Here is a 23,554-nt window from a genome sequence, read left to right as displayed (position 1 = left end):
TCGCTCACGTCTATTTGGAGCAACCTAAATTCAGGCAATATTGAACTGACAAAAAATCATTGGTGCAGCGCAAAAGTCACTTTTTTCTTACCCCTTTCTTTTGCTAAACTGCGCCTCCTTGTGTTAACCGAATTTCGGATGTAATGGTAAAACCATGAATAATGTCGCTCCATCACGCATCGTGCGTCATACAGTGCTGGGCTCCGCACTCCTTCTTATGACTGCTAATATTGCAAATGCTAATGAAACTTTCCCGACCCCATCAATTCCTGCTGCACCTGCGATTGATGCAGAAGCTTATATATTAATTGATTATAATTCAGGCAAAGTTCTTGCTGAAAGTAATGCAGACCAACGTCGCGACCCTGCGAGTTTGACTAAAATGATGACCAGCTATGTTATCGGTCAGGCAATTAAGTCAGGCAAAATTGGTGAAAATGATATTGTCACGGTTGGAAATGATGCGTGGGCGACGGGTAACCCAATATTTAAAGGCTCATCATTGATGTTCTTAAAGCCTGGCGATCGCGTTAGCGTATCCCAGTTAACTCGGGGTATTAATTTGCAATCAGGTAACGATGCTTGTGTTGCAATGGCCGACTATATTGCAGGTGACCAAACCAACTTTGTACAATTAATGAATGGCTACGTGAACAAATTAGGGCTAAAAAACACCCATTTTGAAACGGTTCATGGTTTAGATGCGGATGGTCAGTACAGCTCAGCCCGTGATATGGCCCTTATTGGCCAAGCGCTAGTGCGTGATGTACCTGAAGAATACGCTATCTATAAAGAGAAAGAATTTACCTTTAACAATATCCGCCAAACAAATCGCAATGGGCTGCTGTGGGATAAGAGCTTAGCTGTTGATGGCATCAAAACAGGCCATACTAATGCCGCGGGCTACAACCTTGTCGCATCAGCAACCGAAGGCGACATGCGCCTGATCTCCGTTGTTATGGGGGGTAAAAGCAGCAAAGGCCGTGATGCAGAGAGCAAAAAATTACTCACTTATGGCTTCCGTTTTTATGAAACCGTTAAGCCATTACAAGCCAATGTTGACTTTGCCAGTGTGCCAGTCTGGTTTGGTGATGAAAATGAAGTAAAATTAGGTGTCACAGAAGATTTATACCTCACAATCCCACGTGGCCGCTTAAAAGATTTAAAAGCTAGCTATGAATTATCGACAGCTGAGCTCGAAGCCCCGTTAACCAAAGGCCAACAAGTCGGAACAATTAGCTTTCAGCTTGATGGCAAAATCATCGAACAACACCCTCTAGCGGTGTTAAAAGATGTTGAAGAAGGTGGTTTCTTCAGCCGATTAATTGACTACATCAAGTTACTCTTTCATCGCTGGTTTGGTTAAGACTTGAAACTAAAACAAGTCGCCCTCATATAGTAAATATTGAAATATAGTAAGTATCGAAATGTTTGTTGGATGAATACTTCTCATTGGCTGGTTTAATAATACCAGCCAATCTTTTTCAGCCAGCAGCCCAATTTAAAAATTAGGAGTGCCCATGAAAACGAAATTAGGTGAACTGCTTGAGTTCCCATGTCCATTAACCTACAAAGTAATGGGCTTGGCACAGCCTGAACTGGTTGATCAAGTGGTTGAAGTGGTACAGCGCCATGCGCCAGGTGACTATAGCCCAGACGTAAAACCAAGTAGCAAAGGCAATTATCACTCAGTTTCTATTACTATTAATGCAACTCATATTGAACAAGTTGAAACCTTGTATACTGAGTTAGGTGCATTAGAGTTAGTGAAAGTAGTGCTTTAATCAAAACTGTATTAAAGACCCACATCAAAGGCCGAATAGTCTGTTGCTATTCGGCCTTTTTTCGTTTTGTTCCTCTACTTTAGCGTGGATTACATTTACATCTAAATAACATTTGATTCCAATTTGAATCACATTTTATGCAAGTACCAGATACGATGTTAGCTTGAAGTATGGCAAACATAGGCGTTATACTGCCCGCAACGATAAAGACAACGTGGACACCTAAATTTTGTCAGATAGATGTATAACCATACGCCAACTCGGCCTTGCTCCTTATCAAACTGTTTCTGATGCGATGCACCATTTCACTGAACACCGTACGCCTGAAACTCATGATGAAATATGGCTGGTTGAACATCCTCGCGTATTTACTCAAGGCCAAGCCGGAAAAGCAGAACACGTTCTGGCGCCTGGGGATATTCCAGTCATTCAAAGTGATAGAGGTGGCCAAGTCACCTACCATGGCCCAGGACAGCAAGTGATGTACGTGATGCTTGACTTAAAACGCAATAAAATTGGTGTCAGAGAACTCGTCAGCGCACTAGAAAATACCGTCGTAAATACCCTTGCCCATTTTAATATTGCAGCGTATCCTCGCCCTGATGCTCCTGGTGTCTATGTTAATGGCGATAAAATTTGCTCCCTCGGATTACGCATACGGCAAGGTTGTTCTTTTCATGGTCTCGCATTAAATATTGATATGGATCTTGAACCCTTTAACCGCATTAACCCTTGTGGTTACAGCGAATTAAAAATGACTCAGGTGAGTGACCTTGCTCCCAAAGTGTCAGTTTCTGATGTTCAGCCTGTGCTAATTCGCCAATTCTGTGACACACTGGGATTTCATATTGTTCAATAATAATGCTATAATTTTTAACAATTTTAAAAATTATTTTAATGAATGGATAACAGCCTCCATTTAGTTTTATTTAGAATTATCACTTATCCATCAGCATAAAAGATAACTGGAACCGTCATATTATGAGTAAACCAATTCAGATAGAACGCGGAATTAAATATCGTGACGCCGACAAAATGGCGCTGATCCCTGTCAAAAACGTTGTGACTGAACGAGAAGAGATTCTACGTAAACCTGACTGGATGAAAATTAGGCTGCCGGCTGATTCCACTCGTATTCAAGGTATTAAAGCCGCCATGCGTAAAAATGGCTTACACTCTGTGTGTGAAGAGGCTTCATGCCCTAACCTTTCTGAGTGTTTTAACCACGGTACTGCGACCTTTATGATTTTGGGCGCTATTTGTACCCGCCGTTGCCCATTCTGTGATGTGGCCCATGGTCGACCCAATGCACCGGATGCAAACGAACCTGAAAAATTAGCGCAAACAATTAAAGATATGGCATTACGCTATGTTGTCATCACATCAGTTGACCGTGATGACCTACGTGATGGCGGAGCACAACATTTTGCTGATTGCATTCGTGCTATTCGTGAAAAAAGCCCATCAATTAAAATTGAAACACTGGTTCCTGATTTTCGCGGCCGTATGGATCGCGCGTTAGAGATTTTAACCGCAACACCGCCAGATGTGTTTAACCATAACCTTGAAAACGTGCCGCGTGTTTACCGCCAAGTTCGTCCAGGTGCTAACTATGAATGGTCTTTAAAATTACTCGAAAAATTTAAAGAAGCGCACCCCGACATCCCAACTAAATCTGGGTTAATGGTCGGTCTTGGTGAAACCAATGAAGAGATCATTGAAGTTATGCGCGATTTACGTCGCCATGGTGTAACGATGCTTACACTAGGCCAATACTTACAACCAAGTCGCCATCACTTACCCGTCAAACGCTATGTCAGCCCTGCTGAGTTCGATGAAATGAAAGAAGAAGCCATGGCTATGGGCTTCACTCACGCGGCTTGTGGCCCATTCGTTCGCTCTTCTTACCACGCTGATTTACAAGCTAAAGGTGAAGAAGTTAAATAGTCTCAACGGGTTAATTTATAGATGAAAAGGTCTGGTTTATATCAGGCCTTTTTTATTTTTTATAGATAAAAAAACTCGCCCTAGATAGCTAGGGCGAGTTTTCAGCTGTTCGTTTTAATCGTAATTATAAAAATTACAGAGGAATAACGTTAGCAGCAGATGGGCCTTTAGCACCTTCAGTAATTTCAAATTCCACTTTTTGGCCTTCAGCTAAGGTTTTAAAACCATCGCCCATAATCGCAGAAAAGTGAACAAATACATCTTTGCTACCATCTTCTGGAGTGATAAAACCAAAACCTTTAGATTCGTTGAACCACTTAACGTTACCTTTAACTTTAGACATCAAATATTACCTTTAAAATAAAATAGACACACCATCTGTATCGAGCTCAGTACATCAGATTTCTCAGTTACTTGTCTACAACCTAGATCACGAAAATGGACTAAAAAGGTAAAAAAATATTATTTATCGACAGAATAGGCTCTAATTTCGATAATAATTCTTAACAATAGTAATTATCACAACTAATAGTATTACTTATAGTTAATTATTTAGATTTTACTTCTCATGCAACAGTAACCAATCTTTAATATCTAAGCCCCCTGTATATCCCACTAATTTCCCATCGTGTCCAAGAACTCGATGACAAGGAACAATTAATGAGATTGGATTACGGGAGTTTGCCATACCGACTGCACGGCAATAATTAACGGATCCTAGCTTTAAGGCCAAATCTTTATAACTCCATCGCTCCCCATAAGGGATCCCACAAAGGTGTTTCCAGACTTTTTTCTGAAATTCTGTTCCCTGTGGGTTTAATGCAACCGTAAACGCGGTTCTTTTGTGATTAAAATATTCCTTTAATTCTTTCACGCAAAGCTTGGAATGATCATTCTTCGTTTCTTTTTCTGTTTTTTCATCAACAAAATAGAGGCTAGTTACTCCGTCATCATCAGCCGTAATATGGATCCACGGTTTAGGAAATTTATCCGGGGTTGCTAAATATTGATGGTACATAGTATCTCCTCAAAAGGACTCAATTACCTGATTGTATATACAGTTATAGAGTAAATTATTTCCACTTTGCAATGATCTTTTTTCTTAGAGTGTCTCTTTGAATCATCTAATACACTATTTTTTTATTTTCAATGTTAATAACCACCTAGCCAACAATTAGAATAATTATCATTCAACATTTCATATTCACTACATATTGTATGGTTGATAAATTTAAAATCCATATATAGTATTTGTGTATCGCATATCTTATTTTTAATGCTAATAAACATTCAAAAGGTAAATAACATGGCTGAGATTACCATTTATAGTAAACCTAACTGCGTTCAGTGTAATGCTACTTATCAAGCCTTAGATCGCAAAGCGATTCCCTACCAAATAATTGACCTTACTGAAGATAGTCAAGCCCTTGAACTTGTAAAAAAATTAGGCTATCAGCAAGTCCCTGTCGTTATTGCGGGTGACAAACATTGGGCGGGTTTTCGGCCAGACATGATTAGCCTATTAGCCGCTTAGGTGACGTCATGGAAACGGAATCACTCATCTATTTTTCAAGTCGCTCAGAAAATTGTCATCGCTTTATTGAAAAGCTAGATGTCCCTGCAACACGGCTACCTATTGGCAATCATGAAAGTAGCCTAATTGCAACAAAGCCGTATGTTTTATTACTACCGACCTACGGTGGTGGCGGAACAAAAGGTGCCGTTCCAAAAGAAGTGATCCAATTTCTTAATATTGACGTCAATCGCGCACTTATCCGTGGTGTTATTGCCGCGGGTAATACCAATTTTGGTGATGCCTATGCGATCGCTGGAGATATCATCGCGCAAAAATGCCATGTCCCCTACCTATATCGTTTTGAACTTCTTGGTACTGATAAAGATGTTCAATCCGTTCAACGAGGCCTAAAAACGTTTTGGCAACGTACAAACAACTAGAGTTATTTCAAATGGATAAAATGCAAAATACATCAGATGTCGATTATCATGCACTCAATGCAATGTTAAATTTATATGATAACGAAGGCCGTATTCAATTTGATAAGGACAAAGAAGCGGCTCACCACTATTTTCGACAGCATGTGAACCAAAACACCGTATTTTTCCATGATTTAAAAGAAAAGTTAGACTTTTTAGTACAAGAAAATTATTACGAAGAAAGTGTATTAGAACAATATGACTTTGAATTTATCAAAGCATTATTTAAACAGGCATACGCTCACAAATTCCGTTTTCAAACATTCCTAGGTGCCTTTAAATATTACACTAGCTATACACTGAAAACTTTTGATGGCAAACGCTATCTCGAACGCTATGAAGATCGCGTCTGTATGGTTGCCTTAACACTTGCTCAAGGAGATGAGTCCCTTGCTAAGTTATATGTCGATGAAATTATTACGGGTCGTTTTCAACCTGCAACGCCCACTTTCCTGAACTGCGGAAAAAAACAACGCGGTGAGCTAATTTCTTGTTTTCTTTTAAGAATCGAAGACAACATGGAATCCATTGGCCGCTCAGTAAATTCCGCTTTGCAGTTATCCAAACGCGGGGGTGGTGTCGCCTTTCTGATGACTAATTTACGCGAGCAAGGCGCCCCAATAAAATTGATTGAAAACCAATCTTCTGGGGTTGTTCCTGTCATGAAAATGTTGGAAGACGCATTTTCTTATGCGAACCAACTCGGTGCTAGGCAAGGTGCTGGTGCAGTCTATTTGAACGCTCATCACCCTGATATTATGCGTTTTCTTGACACTAAGCGTGAAAATGCGGATGAAAAAATACGGATTAAAACACTATCTTTAGGGGTCGTGATCCCTGATATCACTTTCCAACTAGCGAAAGATAACCAGGACATGTATTTGTTCTCCCCTTATGATATTGAGCGCATCTATGGTGTCCCTATGTCTGAGATTAGTGTTACAGACAAATACCATGAAATGGTCAATAACAAAGCGATAAAAAAATACAAAATTAATGCGCGTGAGTTTTTCCAAACTTTAGCTGAGATCCAGTTTGAATCTGGATATCCGTATATTTTATTTGAAGATACGGCCAACCGAGCTAACCCTATCGCAGGGCGCATTAATATGAGCAATCTGTGCTCAGAAATACTGCAAGTTAATCGCCCAAGTGTTTATGAAGACGATTTAAGCTATCAACAAATTGGTAAAGATATTAGCTGTAATTTAGGCTCCATGAATATCGCTAAAACGATGGATTCACCAAATTTCGCTCAATCAATAGCTGCTGCTGTTAGAGCATTGAGTGCGGTTTCAGATATGAGTGATATTCGTTCTGTCCCTTCCATTGCTGAAGGTAACCGGCAATCACATGCGATTGGGTTAGGTCAAATGAATTTACATGGCTACTTGGCAAGGGAGCATATCTATTACGGCTCAGAAGAAGCGCTCGATTTCACCAATATCTATTTTTATGCCGTCACCTATTACGCATTAAAAACATCCAATCAATTAGCTATTGAAAGAAAAACTGCATTTGTTGGTTTTGAACATTCAACTTATGCCTCTGGTGATTATTTTGATAAATATATCAACAATATTTGGCTACCAAAAACACAAACCGTTCAGGAATTATTCCGGCGTTCGGGTATCGAAATTCCAACTCGTGAAGATTGGCAAGCCTTAAAACAGTCTGTCATTACCTATGGGATTTATAACCAGAACTTGCAAGCGATCCCGCCTACAGGGTCTATCTCATACATCAATAATTCAACATCAAGCATCCACCCCATTGTTTCACGAATTGAAATTCGTAAAGAAGGTAAAATTGGTCGTGTTTATTATCCTGCTCCTTTTATGACGAATGAGAACTTAGAATATTACCAAGATGCTTACCAAATCGGTCCTGAAAAAATTATTGATACTTACGCCATGGCAACTCAGCACGTTGACCAAGGTTTATCTCTGACACTCTTTTTTAAAGATGATGCCACAACACGAGATATTAACCGAGCGCAAATATATGCTTGGCGAAAAGGAATTAAGACATTGTATTACATCCGATTACGCCAAACCGCCCTCGAAGGAACAGAGGTCGAAGGCTGCGTATCTTGCACTTTGTAATAGGAAAATATTTATGACCACCAGCACATCTAACACACCAGTAAAAGCCATTAATTGGAACCGCATTCAGGATGATAAAGACTTAGAAGTATGGAACCGATTAACCAGTAATTTCTGGCTTCCAGAAAAAGTGCCATTATCTAATGATATTCCTTCTTGGAATACCCTAACTGCTGCAGAAAAACAGCTGACTATACGTGTATTTACTGGCCTCACTCTACTAGATACCATTCAAAATACGGTTGGTGCGCCTTGTTTAATGCCAGATGCTCAAACACCTCATGAAGAAGCGGTTTTATCAAATATTAGTTTTATGGAAGCCGTACATGCACGCTCTTATAGCTCAATATTTTCAACACTTTGTTCAACGATTGATGTCGATGATGCATACCGCTGGAGTGAAGAAAACATTGCATTGCAAAATAAAGCGAAGATCATCCTATCTTACTATTGTGATTCACACCCTTTAAAGAAAAAGGTCGCTAGCGTCTTTTTAGAGTCATTCCTATTCTATTCAGGCTTCTATTTACCAATGTATTGGTCAAGTAGAGGGAAGTTAACTAATACCGCCGATCTTATACGTTTAATTATTCGAGATGAAGCTATACATGGCTATTATATTGGTTATAAATTCCAAAAATCATTAACACAATATGATGAGAATGCCCAAAAAGAAATTAAGGATTTCACATTCTCATTATTATTCGATTTATATGAAAATGAAGTGAGATATACCCAAGAACTTTATGACTATGTAGGGTGGTCGGAAGATGTCAAAAAATTCCTTCATTACAATGCAAATAAAGCATTAATGAACTTAGGTTATGAAGCCTTATTTCCAGATACTGTGACCGATGTGAGTGCCGCGATATTATCGGCATTATCTCCTGATGCAAATGAAAATCATGATTTCTTTTCAGGCTCAGGTTCATCTTATATTATTGGTAAAGCAGTGAGTACCGAAGATGATGACTGGGATTTTTAATCAAATCGTTAATTTGGTTTATCAATAAAAACAACTCACAATAAAAATCATACCATGATGAATTATAACGAAATTATTTATCATGGTATTTTTTAGTTCAACAAACGAACAATTTCGTTCGTTTTTTATATGTATATCTGTTCAATTGTTCATTTTTAATGAGTTAATCTGGCCTTATTTCTCAATTCAATCAAGTTTCACTTCATTTTAGATAAATTTAATTAATACATTCACTGTTAATTTCTTTTTTTTCACCTATCAACCTAGCATCTGTTTCACCTAAAAATAGAACAGAACATGTAATCCCCACATTGATAAATTAAATGTAAATTATTTTTAAATAAATTCAATCTCACCAGCAAGTTAACATTAACATGAATATTATAGAGGTCATTAGTATATAGCTTAGATATCGATTTTATTTACACGAATAAAATCATTATTCCTCTCTAATTTTTTGATTAATTATACTTAACCTAGGGTTGTCAGCTGATTTTATTATGCTAGGGTTTATTGCTTGCAAATTTTACTAATAACTCAAACGGAGGAATTTGAATTTAATCCATAATTAACTAGCCCATTAAACTAAATATAGGAATCTCTGCCCTAATAATTTTCAAAGGATAATCATAGTTAGAAAGCATAGTTAGGAAACATAGTGTTAGCTATCACTATAGAATTCATCACATTCAATATAGGTAATTTATCTTCCTTGTTGATTGAAAATTGGGTAAATAATATATGGCAATAAAATTACAAGTTAAAAATTTATATAAAATATTTGGGGATAACCCTGATCAAGCATTTAAGCTATTAGAATCAGGTATGAATAAAGATGATATCTTTGAAAAAACAGGCCTTACCGTAGGTGTTCAAGATGTTAATCTGACGATTGAAGAAGGCGAAATCTTTGTTGTCATGGGACTTTCTGGCTCAGGGAAATCGACCTTGGTGCGCCTCCTCAATCGCCTGATAGAACCGACTAGCGGGCAAGTCATGATAGATGGAGACGATATTTCCAATATCTCTGACAAAGCACTGCGCGAAGTTAGGCGAACAAAAATTAGTATGGTGTTTCAATCCTTTGCATTGATGCCACATATGAACGTTATCGATAACACTGCTTTTGGCATGGAACTTTCTGGTATCCCAAAAGAAGAGCGCCATAAGAAAGCCATGAATGCGCTTGAGCAAGTTAACCTTGAAAAATGGGCAAATTCATATCCAGATGAGCTATCTGGCGGGATGCGCCAACGTATCGGGTTAGCCAGAGCACTCGCCAATGATCCTGATATTCTGTTAATGGATGAAGCATTCTCAGCTCTCGACCCATTAATCCGTACTGAAATGCAAGATGAACTGCTCTCCTTGCAAGGGGACAAACAACGCACGATTGTCTTTATTTCCCATGATCTTGATGAAGCCATGAGAATTGGTGACCGCATTGCCATTATGCAAGGGGGCGTTGTCGTTCAGGTCGGCACACCTGATGAGATACTCAATAACCCCGCGAATGACTACGTTAAGACCTTTTTCCGTGGTGTAGATATCAGCCAAGTTTTCAGTGCTAAGGACATCGCACGCAGACGGCCAAATGCTCTATTGCACATCGCACCGGGTTTTGGTCCCCGTTCCGCGCTAAAAGTCCTCAACGATGAAGATCGCTATCACGGTTATTTAATCTCCCGAGGACATACTTTTGCTGGTGTGGTTTCTGTTGAATCCTTAGAGAAAGCGCTTCATGAAAAAGCAGGTATTGAAGCCGCAATTTTAACTGATATCGAACCCATTCAAGGTGATACATCCTTAAATGAAGTTATTTCTACAGTAGCACAGGCCCCTTGCGCCGTTCCGGTTATTAACGAAAAAAACCGGTATTTGGGCGTGATTTCAAAAGGAATGCTGTTACAAGCGCTGGATAAGGAGACACCAAATGAGTAAGCAAAATCAAGAAACAACGACGAATCAACAAGATCCATGGGCTGATACTGAAGTCACTGATACACCAACACAAGGTACTGAAAATACACCAGCTGATGACCCATGGGCAGCAACAAGCTCTAGCGAGACAAATACCTCTGCGGATGATCCTTGGGGCAATGCATCGGACACAACAACACCTGCTGATACCAGTTCGAGTGATTGGCTTGATGCCGCCCCAACAGATAGCATCATACCTGACCAGTTTAATATTATGGATCCCTTCCAGCACACACTGATCCCCCTTGATTCATGGGTTGCGCATGCAATTGACTGGGTTGTCCTCAACTTTCGTCCGGTATTCCAAGGGATACGAGCCCCTATTGATTTCATTTTGAGTGGGTTTGAACAATTTCTTACCTCACTTCCGTCCCCCGTTGCCATTATCATTTTCGCGTTACTCGCTTGGCAATTAGCAGGACGTGCAATGGGTGTGGCCACATTTATTTCGATGATAGTCATCGGAGCAATTGGGGCTTGGTCGGAAGCCATGGTGACACTCTCTCTGGTCCTCACGTCTTTACTATTTTGTATTGTGATAGGACTACCGTTAGGTATTTGGCTAGCGCGTAGTGATAGAGCCGCTAAAGTTATTCGCCCATTACTTGATGCGATGCAAACCACACCCGCATTTGTCTATTTAGTCCCGATTGTTATGTTATTTGGTATCGGTAATGTGCCTGGTGTCGTCGTCACCATAATATTTGCTCTACCGCCAATCATTCGTTTAACCATTTTAGGGATCAAACAAGTCCCAGCTGACTTAATTGAAGCCGCTGAGTCATTCGGTGCAAGTCCCCGCCAAATGCTATTTAAAGTGCAATTGCCACTGGCAATGCCAACCATTATGGCCGGGGTAAACCAAACCTTAATGTTAGCGCTGTCGATGGTTGTTATCGCATCAATGATCGCCGTCGGAGGCTTAGGCCAAATGGTCTTACGGGGTATTGGTCGCCTTGATATGGGTCTCGCATCTGTCGGAGGGGTCGGTATTGTTATCCTAGCTATCATTTTAGACCGTTTTACCCAATCTTTGGGGCAAGATACGCGCGGCAAAACATCATGTCGTTGGTATCAAAAAGGCCCTATTGGGTTAGTTATGCGCCCATTTTGTAAAAAAAACCATTAATCAAAACATCCTCCATTCACCTGAGTGCCATTCACGTGGCACCTAACTTGGCTCTTAACTTTAAAGCCAAGCTCGCTGCGAAAAAACAGAGGGAACAATATAATGAAACATAAAATCATTCTTGCATCTGCACTAACAGCCATATTTACCGTCCCATTAGCAAGTGCTGACGACCTACCGGGCAAAGGGATAAAAATTAACCCTGTTCAAAGTACGATCAGTGAGGAAACGTTCCAAACACTGATTGTGGCGAAAGCCCTTGAAGAGCTCGGCTATGATGTTCAACCTATCAAAGAGGTCGACTATAACGTGGCTTACGCCTCTATTGCGAACGGTGATGCAACTTACTTAGCCACCAGCTGGGTTCCTTTACATAATGCGCAATATGACGCCGCTGGCGGTGATAATGTGTTCTACCGCCAAGGCAACTACGTTGTCAATGCGGCCCAAGGCTACCTTATTGACAAAAAAACGGCTGAGAAATACAACATTACCAATGTTGAGCAACTCAAAGACCCTAAAATTGCTAAACTCTTCGATTCAAATGGTAATGGTAAAGCGGATTTAACGGGATGTAACCCAGGTTGGGGCTGTGAAGCTGCGATTAATAACCACTTAAAAGCTTATGACCTAGAAAAAACGGTCGACCATAACCAAGGTAACTACGCCGCGATGATGGCGGATACCATTACCCGATATAAAGAAGGTAAGCCTATTTTATATTATACTTGGACGCCTTACTGGATAAGTGATGTCCTCAAGCCGGGTCGTGACGTGGTCTGGTTAGAAGTACCATTCTCTTCGATGCCAAATGGTGAAAAAACAGATACCGCATTACCTAACGGAAAAAACTATGGTTTCCCACCGAATACCATGCATATCGTCGCCAATAAAAAATGGGCTGCGGATAACCCTGCTGCAGCAAAATTATTTGAAGTAATGAAGCTGCCTATTGCCGATATTAATGCGCAGAATTTAAGAATGCATAACGGTGAAGCATCACAATCAGACATTCAGCGCCACACAAATGCTTGGATCAAAGCTCACCAATCCACTTTTGATGGTTGGGTAAAGGAAGCCCAAGCAGCCGCTAAATAAGAACAAACAACCCAATTAATAACCTTAGCCACCCTAGCCGGTGGCTTTTTTGTATCAATGACAAAAAGAAATAAACCAAGGTAATAAATTTTGTTTATAGTAGTCGCCTAGCTAATAATAGGTAATCCTCATGAAACAGACCCAAACTGCAGAGCTAACAACAGGCCTCACTATTTTAATGGCCATTGCCACAGGTCTCGTCGTTGCCAGTAATTACTATGCTCAACCGCTTTTAGACACTATTGCGGGGCAGTTTAATTTAACCACGAATATGGCTGGGTTTATTGTCACTGCGGCCCAGCTGGGCTATGCGGCAGGTTTACTTTTTTTAGTCCCTTTGGGCGACTTGTTTGAACGTAAGCGTTTAATTTTAACCATGACCTTTCTTTCGGCATTAGGGTTATTAATTACAGCGCTTTCAAATAATGTTTGGCAAATCCTTTTAGGTACCGCCCTGACAGGGCTGTTTTCTGTTGTCGCACAGGTCCTGATCCCACTCGCTGCATCTATTGCTAAGCCACATAAACGCGGTAAAGCGGTAGGAATGATCATGAGTGGGTTATTACTGGGAATTCTACTTGCAAGAACCGTTTCAGGCGCTGTTGCTATGGTCGGTGGTTGGCGTGCTATCTATTGGGTGGCTTTTGCATTATTGATGCTGTTAATGATTGTTCTAGCAATTAAACTCCCTCGTTACCATCAAAAAACCAACCTAAACTATTTTCAGCTGATTTGCTCTATTGGCCGACTATTTTTTGGAACCCCAGTACTTGCGGTACGCGCTTCGCTCGGTGCATTATCATTTGCCAATTTTGGTTTGTTATGGACAGCAATGGCTTTTTTGTTAGCCAGCCCACCATTCAACTATTCTGAAGGGACTATTGGCTTATTTGGCCTAGTCGGTGCCGCAGGTGCACTCATGGCTTCCCAAGCAGGGCATCTTGTCGATAAAGGAAAAGGAAAAATCATCACAACAATCGGACTAGTTTTATTACTATTGTCCTGGATACCCATCGGTTTAGCTAAATATTCTCTCGTCGCCTTTATCATCGGAGTTTTGGTGCTAGACCTTGCGGTGCAAGCCGTCCATGTCACGAGCCAGAGTACGTTATATCGTATATTACCCGAAGCGCGCAATCGCCTAACGGCCGGCTATATGACGAGTTATTTCATAGGCGGAGCACTCGGTTCCCTGCTTTCAGGTTATGCCTATGAACATGCAGGTTGGGAAGGCGTAGCTGTTGCAGGGGCTATTTTGACGACCCTAAGTTTAATCATTTGGGCTATTGGTATTCGTTTTGATCCCATCATCACCATAACTGATGACTAGTTGCTACTCATACTGATATCAATCTCTTTTTAGATAACGATTTTTTGAGCTCTCCTTAATATATAAAAAATCATAATACATTAAAGTGATGAGCCTCAATCTTATCTACCAATATGTTGAACAAGTAAACCATTTATCATAGAACTAATAGTTATCAACTGTAATAGTAAACAAAGTAAATATTAGTGAATGACACAGTTAAACAAATACAATGACTCTATAAAAAGGTAGTATAACTGTTAAGATCTCAAATTACTGTTACGTCAAATAATGTTTTAATTACACAAAAATAGGTAGTTATACCTATTAGCTAAGTGTATCTATCTAAGTTGTAATTATTGGGTAACAAAAAAAATGGTATTGAGTTAATGTCATGTGATTATATATTGTTTCATATGATTGAAATTAGCCTTTAATTGAGTGTTAAATTGGTTATTTTGCAACCAAAAGTGACGCTATCAGTATAAAATAGTTAGTACGCTATACTAGAATAGGTAAATTACATTCATAAAATTTATGAATCATGTATCATTATCAAAATAAAATCGGCGATATTAATTAAGTACAATTGCTAATTCTATCTTTTAATATACCATTTAGATGGTTGATGACAGTTGTAATCTTACCAACTGAAACTAATAAGGTATCCCAATAATGGAAAGTTCATTTACACCTACTGAAGAGTTACTCAATACTCGTGTAGAACAGCAAGATTCACATGAAAACCCTATTCCGTATCAAGAAATTCTTTTAACACGCCTATGTATGCATGTTCATGGGAAATTACTTGAAGCGCGAAATAATATGTTAAGGTCCCAAGGTATTAATGAAACACTATTTATGGCGCTCATGATCCTTGATACAAAAGACTCCCGCAGTATTCAGCCATCTGAACTCAGTGCTGCCCTTGGTTCCTCTCGAACCAATGCGACACGCATTGCAGATGAACTGGAAAAAAATGGTTGGATTGAACGCAAAGAGAGTCACAATGATAGACGTTGCCTTCATCTACACCTCACAGAAAAAGGGGCTGAATTTTTAAATGGTCTATTACCACCTCAACACAGCGCATTAATTGATATTTGGTCTGTTTTAGATATTGATGAAAAACAACAACTTAATACGCTGATGCGTAAATTACTGACAAAACTGGATACTATAAAAGATTAACCATTATTTTTGTAAGGTTAATGTATTTGAGCCATTCTTAAGCTCAACGGTGAAAAAAAACTTTTCACCCAATAATATATCATTATCCTTTCACCCTTATGCTTTACGATATCCCATCAAACAGCAAAATCATTTGTAGTCTCAGTTTCCAGTGGTTAACACCTAACTACTGGAAACAACCGTGATCCTTATCCATAAAAATGGAGAAATACGAGTATGAGTTCCCCTGAGGAAATGCAACAAACGCAAACTCACCAACCAAATAAAAAAAGACAACGCAAAAATGCGCTTATCTTTTTGACGCTATTGTTTCTTATTATAGGCGTTGGCTGGGGGGTCTACTGGTATCTCGTTCTTCGCCACTATGAGTCAACAGACAACGCTTATGTCGCGGGGAATCAGGTGCAAATACAATCCCAAGTTTCCGGGAGCGTCATGACGGTCAATGTGGATAATACCGATTTTGTAACCAGTGGTACCGTTTTGGTTGAACTCGACCCACGAGATGCCGAGTTAACCCTCGATAAAGCAAAAACAGAATTAGCAAATAGCGTGCGTCAGACCCGCCAGCACATGGTTAATAGCCGCCAACTCCAAGCCAATATTCAGGTAAAACGTTCTGAATTAAACCGCTTACAGAATGATTTAAAACGTCGAGAAGTGTTAGGCAGCAGCCATGTTATTGGTAAAGAAGAACTGCAACACGCTAGAGAAGCCGTTGTCAGTGCAAAAGCTGCGTTAGACATGGCAATAGAACAGTATAATGCGAATCAAGCCATCGTTTTAAATAGCTCAATTGAAAAACAACCGGCTGTAGAACAAGCAGCGACCCAAGTTAGAAATGCTTGGCTGACCTTACAACGAACTAAGATTGTTAGCCCTGTTGATGGCTATGTTTCTCGTCGCAGTGTACAAGTGGGCTCACAAATCACCCCTTCAACACCGTTAATGGCCATCGTCCCTTCCAAGGGAATGTGGATTGATGCGAACTTTAAAGAAACACAACTTGCAGATATGCGAATCGGCCAGTCAGCGAAGGTCACGACTGATTTTTACGGTAAAGATATCGTATTCAACGGCACTGTTGTGGGACTTGATATGGGGACAGGTAGCGCATTCTCTTTATTACCTGCACAAAATGCCAGTGGTAACTGGATCAAGGTCGTCCAGCGCCTTCCTGTACGTATTGCCTTAGATGAAACTCAGCTTGAAGAGCATCCACTACGTATCGGTTTATCCACCGAAGTGACGGTTGATACGTTAGATAAAAACGGCAAAGTACTTTCTAAAGGGATGCGCGACACTCCCGCTTACCATACTGCTGCACTAGCGGTGGATATGTCTCCTGCCGACAAAATAGTTACTGAGATAATTAATAATAACCTAGGAAATCAATAGGTGGAGGTGCAATCGTGACGACAGCACCTTTAACGGGATCAAAACTCGCCTGGATGACGATTGCCCTTTCGTTGGCAACATTTATGCAAGTTCTTGATTCCACAATTGCTAACGTAGCTATTCCGACCATTGCTGGAAACTTAGGAGCATCCAACTCACAAGGGACATGGGTAATAACCTCTTTTGGTGTTGCCAATGCCATCTCCATCCCTGTTACTGGTTGGTTAGCGCGTAGGATTGGTGAAGTCAGGCTATTTTTATGGTCTACAGGCTTATTCGCTTTAACTTCATGGTTGTGCGGTATTTCCGGCAGCTTAGAGATGTTGATCTTATTCCGTGTTTTACAAGGTTTAGTTGCAGGGCCGCTCATTCCTTTGTCCCAGAGTCTGCTGCTTAATAATTACCCTCCCGCTAAACGCAATATGGCACTCGCGCTTTGGTCAATGACTATCGTGATTGCCCCGATTTGTGGACCTATTCTTGGTGGCTATATTAGTGATAACTACCATTGGGGCTGGATATTTTTTATCAATGTACCATTTAGTATTGCGATTATTTTTGCCATCATGCATACCTTAAAAGGCCGTGAAACTAAAATATCTATTCAGCGTATTGATACTATTGGTTTAGTACTCTTGGTTGTCGGTATTGGTGCGTTACAAATCATGCTTGACCAAGGCAAAGAGTTGGATTGGTTTAATTCGACTGAAATTATCGTCCTAACCGTTATTGCCGTTGTCGCAATTGCCTTTTTAATTGTTTGGGAGCTCACAGACGACCATCCTGTCATCGACTTGTCCCTGTTTAAAGAACGCAACTTTACGATTGGCTGTTTGTCCCTAAGTCTGGCTTACATGCTCTATTTTGGGACGATTGTCTTACTGCCACAATTGCTGCAAGAGGTTTATGGTTATACCGCAACCTGGGCTGGGTTAGCCTCTGCTCCTGTAGGGTTATTACCGCTACTGATTACGCCAATTATAGGCCGCTTTGGTAACCGAATTGATATGCGTTATTTAGTTACATTCAGCTTTATTATCTATGCCGTTTGTTACTATTGGCGTGCTTATACTTTCGAACCTGGAATGAGTTTTGCTGAAGCCGCTTGGCCACAATTTGTGCAGGGCTTAGCCATCGCTTGCTTCTTTATGCCTTTAACAACCATTACGTTATCTGGCTTACCACCAGAAAAAATGGCCTCTGCATCAAGTTTGTCCAACTTTACACGTACCTTAGCTGGTGCGATCGGGACATCGATTACCACAACCATGTGGACCCAAAGAGAGTCAATGCACCACGAAAACCTTGCTGAGTTTGTTAACCCATACAACCCAAATGCCCAACAGATGTACAGTGAACTGGCAAAAATGGGTATGAATGAGCAGCAAAGTGCAGCCTACCTAGCTAAAACCATTACTGACCAAGGGCTGATCATGTCAGCCAATGAGATATTTTGGCTCTCCGCTGGGATCTTTATCCTATTGATGGTAATTGTTTGGTTCGCTAAGCCCCCATTTGGGGCGGGTTCAAAAGACGGTGGTGCTCATTAATGAGGCCATCCCACTAAGTCGTCTTGATGACAGATATCAAAAAGCCATACATAGCAGGAAACACATCCTTTTATGTATGGCTTTAGATATCTTATAACGAAAAAGTATTATTTAACTTGGTTCTGCTGCCACCACTGCGCCAGCATAATTCCCGTTGCAACAGACACGTTCAAGCTTTCCACTTTACCTGTTCCGCCGATATACAGGCTCATATCACCTTGGTCCCACGTGCTATCACTTAAACCATCACTTTCTTGGCCTAAAACTAAGACCATTTTGGCAGGTAACTTCGCTTTTGCGAGATCTTGGCTGCCTTTATGGCTGGAAGTCGTCACAATGGTATAACCCGCTTTGCGGAATTTATCCAAAGTATCCGTTAATCCATCGGCATCAATCGCTTTAATGTGCTCAGCACCACCTTCTGCGGTACGAATTGCCGCACCAGACTCCAGCATGCCAGCATCCTGCAAAATCACCCCTTTGATACCAAAGTGCGCACAACTACGCATAATACCGCCCAGATTATGTGGATTTCCCACATCTTCCAGCGCTAATACACAGTCATTGCCTGTCGCTTGCTGCAAGTAAGCATCGGCACTCATACCACCACGTTTTTTGATGATAAAACACACACCACCATGATGTTCAGTTCCCGATGCTTTCGATAACTCTTCATCATCGACAACGTGGTAAGCCTTGCGATTTGCAGCCATCCATTTTAATGCATCACGAAAACGTGGCGTGACAGATTGCAAGAACCACGCGCGAACAATCGCATCAGGGCGGTTTTTAAACATGGCTTGACATGCATTCTCACCATAGATACGGGTTTCTTCTTGGCGCTGCTTACGCAATTGTTCAGGGTCAATTTGGCTCTTACCGACAATTCCACCATGGTCATTCGCTAACTCTTCGCTATCTGGCTTAGAAACAGTGCGCCAAGGTGAACGTTCACGAGGTGCATCATTACGGTTATCGGAGCGACGACCTTCACGACCGCCTTCAGGGCGATTTGAGCGACCGCCACGATCTTGGCGAGCACCATCTCGTCTATCGCCACCACGTTTGTCATTACCACGCCTATCATCACGGCCACCGCCTCGGCGTTTATCATTACCTGTCGTGTTGCCCTGCTCTTCACTGCGGACATACATCACTTTTACTTTGCCGTTTTTACCACTAAAATCATTCGAGTCGTTCATCACTATCCCCTACTAAGCTATGGCGCGAAGATTACATGATGTTGCATGGCTACGCTACCGATTCACACTATTATCTCATCTAAAAGTTATTGAATATACTTCTATCGTATAGAAATCGTTTTGCGTACAATATGCGCTTTCATTTTAGGCCTAAAAAATATCACTTAACATGACTCCGAATGCCGTTTATCACCTGCGTCAACAACGCCTCGCGTTATCGACTAAACCGTTTAAAGCGCGGGGCTGCCGAGTAAAACGTTGCCAATATTGCTTGTTACCTATTCCACAATGCCTGTGCCAAGACACCATATCGTCACAAGCAAAAAGTCAATTCTGCTTGATTATGTTTGATGGCGAAGTATTCAAGCCAAGTAATACGGGAAAACTGATTGCAGATATTTTACCCGATACTTTGGCCTTTCAATGGTCAAGAACAGAGCCTGATGCGCAACTACTGGCGGCATTGCAAGACACTACAAGGCAACCTTACCTTATTTTTCCAGAAAGCTACGCTCAAAATGAACGTGTCGTGGTCAATGAACCTACTTTGTCGGATAAACCCGCTTTATTTGTTTTACTCGATGGAACCTGGCCAGAAGCACGTAAAATGTTTCGTAAAAGTCCTTATCTTAATGATATTCCGATGCTTTCAATTAATACCAAAGCAAGAACGGATTATTTACTACGTACGCCATCAAGGGAAGAACAACATTGTACTGCTGAGGTCGCCGCTACCGTTTTAGAACTCGCGGGAGATTTAAACGCGTCAAAACAACTATTTAGCCACTTCAATCTTTTCCGTCAAAAATATCTTGAAGGAAAACCACACCACCCTATTGCACAGAAGCTACTTACCGAATCCTACCTCTAACTATTTATTGGTACTGTTTTCCTCTTTCTTTTCGAGCCCAGTACCATTAAATGACAACTTTTAGATCGTCGTGCTAATAAAACGTGAACGTGCTTGTATAAATTAACTAAACTCACCGGATAAACTAGCGCAATCGCAAAGATAAGGCATAGTATTCATAAGTATTACTCAGCCAATTTTTATCTATTGGCCGCTTATCTCGTTCAGCAAAGCAAAGGGTTATCAACTATGGGTTTAGTCAGTCAGTTAGAATCTTTATTCAGGCCAAAGTCTATCGTTGTCATTGGAGCATCTGAAAATCCGGGCCGTGCAGGTTCGGTAATGATGAAAAACCTTCTTACCAGTGGCTTTAAAGGCCCTATTCTGCCTGTTAACCCAAACCGAGACTCTGTTCTTGGTGTGCTTGCCTATCCGTCTATAGATAAATTACCGCTCAAACCTGACCTTGCCGTTATCTGTACTCATTACTCTCGTAATATCACCTGTTTACAGCAATTAGGGGAAGCGGGCTGTAAAGTGGTGATTATTTTATCGTCCCCTTCAATTCAGTTTAATGAATTAAAAAAAGTTGCCCAGCAATATCAAATTCGCCTATTAGGCCCGAATAGCCTAGGTTTTTTAGCCCCTTGGCAGGGCTTGAATGCCAGTTTTTCGCCAATTCCAATCTTAAAAGGAAAACTCGCTTTTATCTCTCAATCTGCTGCGGTATCAAATACCGTTCTGGATTGGGCAAGGCACCGAGACATCGGTTTTTCTTATTTTATTGCCTTGGGTGATAGCATCGATATTGATATTGACGATTTACTCGATTATTTAGCGCGTGACAGCAAAACCAGTGCCATTTTGTTGTACCTCGAAAGCATTAGTGATGCACGGCGCTTTTTATCGTCATCTCGCAGTGCCTCACGTAATAAACCTATATTGGTGATAAAAAGCGGTCGAACCCGCAAAGCACAAGAACTTCTAGGCGATAAACCGAGCCTAGATGCTGCCTATGATGCTGCGATACAGCGTGCAGGGCTACTTCGTGTACAAGATACTCACGAAATGTTTTCTGCTGTCGAAACATTAAGCTACATGACGCCATTACGCGGTGAACGCCTTTCAATCATGAGCAATGGCTCAGCCCCTGCCGCGATGGCACTCGATGAACTTCTCTTGCGAAGTGGCAAACTTGCAACGTTAAGTATTGAAACAGAAAATGAATTAAGTTCACTTCTACCGCTTGATTTATCGACGAAAAATCCAATTGACCTAGGAGATGACTCCACCGTTGAGCGCTATATCAATGTATTGAACAAAATGCTCGACAGTCACGACCATGACGCTTTATTGCTTATCCACACCCCCAGTGCGATTACTGAAAGCAAAACCATGGCAGAAAAAATCATTAAAACCATAAAACAGCACCCACGCGGAAAATGGCTAACTATCTTAACTAACTGGTGTGGTGAATATTCATCTCAAGAATCTCGTCGGCTATTTAGTGAAGCGGGGATCCCAACCTACCGTACCCCAGAAGGGGCAATAACCGCTTACATGCATATGGTGGAATATCGCCGCAACCAAAAACAATTAAAAGAAACGCCAGCCCTTCCAGTAGGTATCACCGCTAATACACAACAGGCTCATGAATATATTCAGCAAGCATTGGAAAATAATAAGTTGCACCTGGATACACATGAAGTTCAACCTATTTTAAAAGCCTACGGGTTAAATAGTTTACCCACATGGATAGCGCACTCTAGCAATGAAGCCATTGAAATTGCAGAAAAAATTGGTTACCCCGTTGCTTTGAAACTGCGTTCTCCTGATATTGTACACAAGTCAGAAGTACAAGGGGTCATGCTCTATTTGCGCAATGCTAAAGAGGTAGAAGATGCAGCGAAAGCGATTATGGAGCGTGTTTCAACAAATTTTCCTAATGCTCGAATTGAAGGGCTATTAGTACAAAGTATGGCAAATCGAGCTGGCGCTCAAGAACTCAGAATCGCTGTTGAGCTAGACCCTGTTTTTGGTCCTCTTATCATGCTCGGAGAAGGTGGCATTGAGTGGCAACAAGAGAGCCAAGCGGCAGTTGCTCTTCCTCCACTAAATATGGCTTTAGCTCGCTACCTCGTTATTAATGCTATCAAAAGTTATAAAATCAAATCTCGAAGCGCTTTAGAACCCTTAAATATTATAGGGCTGTCAGCTTTATTAGTGCGCGTTTCAAATTTAATTATAGATTGCCCAAATATTACAAGGTTAGACATCCACCCATTGCTCGCTTCAGGGGATGAATTCACTTTACTTGATGTCTCAATGACATTAAGCCCAACAGATGATGCGACCACATCAAGGCTAGCGATCCGGCCTTACCCTAGTGAACTAGAAGAAACAATCCATTTAAAAGAAGATCTTACGTGCTTGCTACGTCCGATCCTTCCTGAAGATGAACCGTTGCTAAAATCCTTTATAGAACAAGTGACAAAAGAGGATCTTTATTATCGCTATTTTAGCGAGATCAGCGAATTTACCCATGATGACCTCGCCAATATGACCCAAATTGATTATGACCGAGAAATGGCTTTCGTTGCGGTAAAAAACCCAAATACTGCGCCTGAAATTATCGGGGTCACACGAGCAATGGCTGACCCTGATAACCAAGAAGCCGAATTTGCAGTACTGGTTCGCTCCGATATGAAGGGGCAAACACTGGGTTATCAACTTATGCAAAAGCTACTTAGCTACACTCGGAGTCACGGCATTAAAAAGCTAACAGCAATAACCATGCCTGAAAACCGTAATATGATAAGCCTAGCGAAAAAACTGGGCTTTGAGATTGACGTTCAGTTTGAAGATGGAGTGGTTAATCTGACGCTTCATTTATAAAAACCCCTAAGAACAGGGCTCAATTTGTATAGTAATTAAACAAGTCGTCAATTTATACTAAATGGTTTGGTTAAATATGCTATCATCCACAGATCATTCGCTTAAAAATGTGCGCAAAGCGAGTTGCTATTGGACT

Annotated in this window: 20 protein-coding genes; 17 read left to right on the top strand and 3 right to left on the bottom strand. The window is 40.9% G+C overall.

All coding sequences use genetic code 11. From position 1 onward, the window contains the following. Positions 1–154: 154 nt before the first annotated feature. The 4 genes from dacA to lipA all read left to right on the top strand — a co-directional run bounded on the left by dacA (position 155) and on the right by lipA (position 3,731). On the top strand, positions 155–1,366 hold the full coding sequence (gene dacA / locus M0M83_RS05285; protein ID WP_125894213.1) for a D-alanyl-D-alanine carboxypeptidase DacA: 1,212 nt from the start codon (positions 155–157) through the stop codon (positions 1,364–1,366). A gap of 154 nt (positions 1,367–1,520) precedes the next feature. Further along, positions 1,521–1,784, top strand: coding sequence for a DUF493 family protein YbeD (gene ybeD, locus M0M83_RS05280; RefSeq protein ID WP_125894215.1), 264 nt, complete (start codon positions 1,521–1,523; stop codon positions 1,782–1,784). 229 nt (positions 1,785–2,013) lie between these two features. Beyond that, positions 2,014–2,643: a lipoyl(octanoyl) transferase LipB gene (lipB, locus tag M0M83_RS05275; protein WP_125894217.1), complete on the top strand. Its 630-nt coding sequence runs from the start codon at positions 2,014–2,016 to the stop codon at positions 2,641–2,643. A 122-nt stretch (positions 2,644–2,765) separates the two neighbouring features. Then, positions 2,766–3,731, top strand: coding sequence for a lipoyl synthase (gene lipA / locus M0M83_RS05270; protein ID WP_213914222.1), 966 nt, complete (start codon positions 2,766–2,768; stop codon positions 3,729–3,731). Between the two features lie 133 nt (positions 3,732–3,864). Here lipA and cspE read toward each other — a convergent pair whose 3' ends face one another. Together cspE and M0M83_RS05260 are read right to left on the bottom strand one after the other, a co-directional pair. After that, the gene (gene cspE, locus M0M83_RS05265) at positions 3,865–4,074 is read right to left on the bottom strand and encodes a transcription antiterminator/RNA stability regulator CspE (RefSeq protein WP_004257099.1); all 210 of its coding nucleotides are present in this window, start codon (positions 4,072–4,074) and stop codon (positions 3,865–3,867) included. Between the two features lie 216 nt (positions 4,075–4,290). Beyond that, on the bottom strand, positions 4,291–4,749 hold the full coding sequence (locus M0M83_RS05260) for a methylated-DNA--[protein]-cysteine S-methyltransferase (protein ID WP_125894220.1): 459 nt from the start codon (positions 4,747–4,749) through the stop codon (positions 4,291–4,293). 288 nt (positions 4,750–5,037) lie between these two features. Between M0M83_RS05260 and nrdH the strand changes: the two genes are divergently transcribed. From nrdH to emrB, 11 genes are all read left to right on the top strand, one after another. Beyond that, a complete protein-coding gene (gene nrdH, locus M0M83_RS05255; protein ID WP_125894222.1) occupies positions 5,038–5,265 on the top strand; it encodes a glutaredoxin-like protein NrdH in 228 nt (75 codons plus the stop codon). A gap of 8 nt (positions 5,266–5,273) precedes the next feature. After that, positions 5,274–5,687, top strand: coding sequence for a class Ib ribonucleoside-diphosphate reductase assembly flavoprotein NrdI (nrdI, locus tag M0M83_RS05250; RefSeq protein ID WP_125894224.1), 414 nt, complete (start codon positions 5,274–5,276; stop codon positions 5,685–5,687). An 11-nt stretch (positions 5,688–5,698) separates the two neighbouring features. Next, entirely contained in the window at positions 5,699–7,831 is a 2,133-nt protein-coding gene (gene nrdE, locus M0M83_RS05245; RefSeq protein ID WP_248467787.1) for a class 1b ribonucleoside-diphosphate reductase subunit alpha, read from the top strand. A gap of 13 nt (positions 7,832–7,844) precedes the next feature. After that, positions 7,845–8,816, top strand: a complete 972-nt coding sequence (nrdF, locus tag M0M83_RS05240; RefSeq protein ID WP_248467785.1) for a class 1b ribonucleoside-diphosphate reductase subunit beta — start codon at positions 7,845–7,847, stop codon at positions 8,814–8,816. Between the two features lie 741 nt (positions 8,817–9,557). Continuing rightward, the gene (gene proV, locus M0M83_RS05235; RefSeq protein ID WP_125894230.1) at positions 9,558–10,757 is read left to right on the top strand and encodes a glycine betaine/L-proline ABC transporter ATP-binding protein ProV; all 1,200 of its coding nucleotides are present in this window, start codon (positions 9,558–9,560) and stop codon (positions 10,755–10,757) included. Beyond that, the gene (proW, locus tag M0M83_RS05230; RefSeq protein WP_125894232.1) at positions 10,750–11,925 is read left to right on the top strand and encodes a glycine betaine/L-proline ABC transporter permease ProW; all 1,176 of its coding nucleotides are present in this window, start codon (positions 10,750–10,752) and stop codon (positions 11,923–11,925) included. The genes proV and proW overlap by 8 nt, the downstream gene beginning before the upstream one ends. A gap of 102 nt (positions 11,926–12,027) precedes the next feature. After that, positions 12,028–13,023: a glycine betaine/L-proline ABC transporter substrate-binding protein ProX gene (proX, locus tag M0M83_RS05225; RefSeq protein WP_102138282.1), complete on the top strand. Its 996-nt coding sequence runs from the start codon at positions 12,028–12,030 to the stop codon at positions 13,021–13,023. Positions 13,024–13,153: 130 nt separating this feature from the next. Continuing rightward, a complete protein-coding gene (locus M0M83_RS05220) occupies positions 13,154–14,353 on the top strand; it encodes an MFS transporter (protein ID WP_213914219.1) in 1,200 nt (399 codons plus the stop codon). 654 nt (positions 14,354–15,007) lie between these two features. Then, the gene (mprA, locus tag M0M83_RS05215; protein ID WP_125894236.1) at positions 15,008–15,523 is read left to right on the top strand and encodes a transcriptional repressor MprA; all 516 of its coding nucleotides are present in this window, start codon (positions 15,008–15,010) and stop codon (positions 15,521–15,523) included. Between the two features lie 216 nt (positions 15,524–15,739). Beyond that, positions 15,740–16,921, top strand: a complete 1,182-nt coding sequence (gene emrA, locus M0M83_RS05210; RefSeq protein WP_248467783.1) for a multidrug efflux MFS transporter periplasmic adaptor subunit EmrA — start codon at positions 15,740–15,742, stop codon at positions 16,919–16,921. A 14-nt stretch (positions 16,922–16,935) separates the two neighbouring features. Continuing rightward, positions 16,936–18,471 carry a multidrug efflux MFS transporter permease subunit EmrB gene (gene emrB, locus M0M83_RS05205; RefSeq protein WP_125894240.1) on the top strand — a complete coding sequence of 512 codons (1,536 nt, stop codon included), beginning with the start codon at positions 16,936–16,938 and terminating at the stop codon, positions 18,469–18,471. A gap of 107 nt (positions 18,472–18,578) precedes the next feature. Here emrB and M0M83_RS05200 read toward each other — a convergent pair whose 3' ends face one another. Further along, positions 18,579–19,673, bottom strand: coding sequence for a tRNA/rRNA methyltransferase (locus M0M83_RS05200; RefSeq protein WP_125894242.1), 1,095 nt, complete (start codon positions 19,671–19,673; stop codon positions 18,579–18,581). A 169-nt stretch (positions 19,674–19,842) separates the two neighbouring features. Between M0M83_RS05200 and M0M83_RS05195 the strand changes: the two genes are divergently transcribed. Both M0M83_RS05195 and M0M83_RS05190 read left to right on the top strand, forming a co-directional pair. After that, positions 19,843–20,544 carry a tRNA-uridine aminocarboxypropyltransferase gene (locus M0M83_RS05195; protein ID WP_185746945.1) on the top strand — a complete coding sequence of 234 codons (702 nt, stop codon included), beginning with the start codon at positions 19,843–19,845 and terminating at the stop codon, positions 20,542–20,544. A 228-nt stretch (positions 20,545–20,772) separates the two neighbouring features. Continuing rightward, positions 20,773–23,418, top strand: a complete 2,646-nt coding sequence (locus tag M0M83_RS05190; protein ID WP_125894244.1) for a bifunctional acetate--CoA ligase family protein/GNAT family N-acetyltransferase — start codon at positions 20,773–20,775, stop codon at positions 23,416–23,418. The last annotated feature ends 136 nt before the right edge of the window (positions 23,419–23,554 follow it).

It is taken from the genome of Providencia rettgeri (genome assembly GCF_023205015.1).
Taxonomy (GTDB): Bacteria; Pseudomonadota; Gammaproteobacteria; order Enterobacterales; family Enterobacteriaceae; genus Providencia; species Providencia rettgeri_E.
Note: the sequence above shows the minus strand (reverse complement) of the source record. Positions and strands in the feature narration are given on the sequence as shown.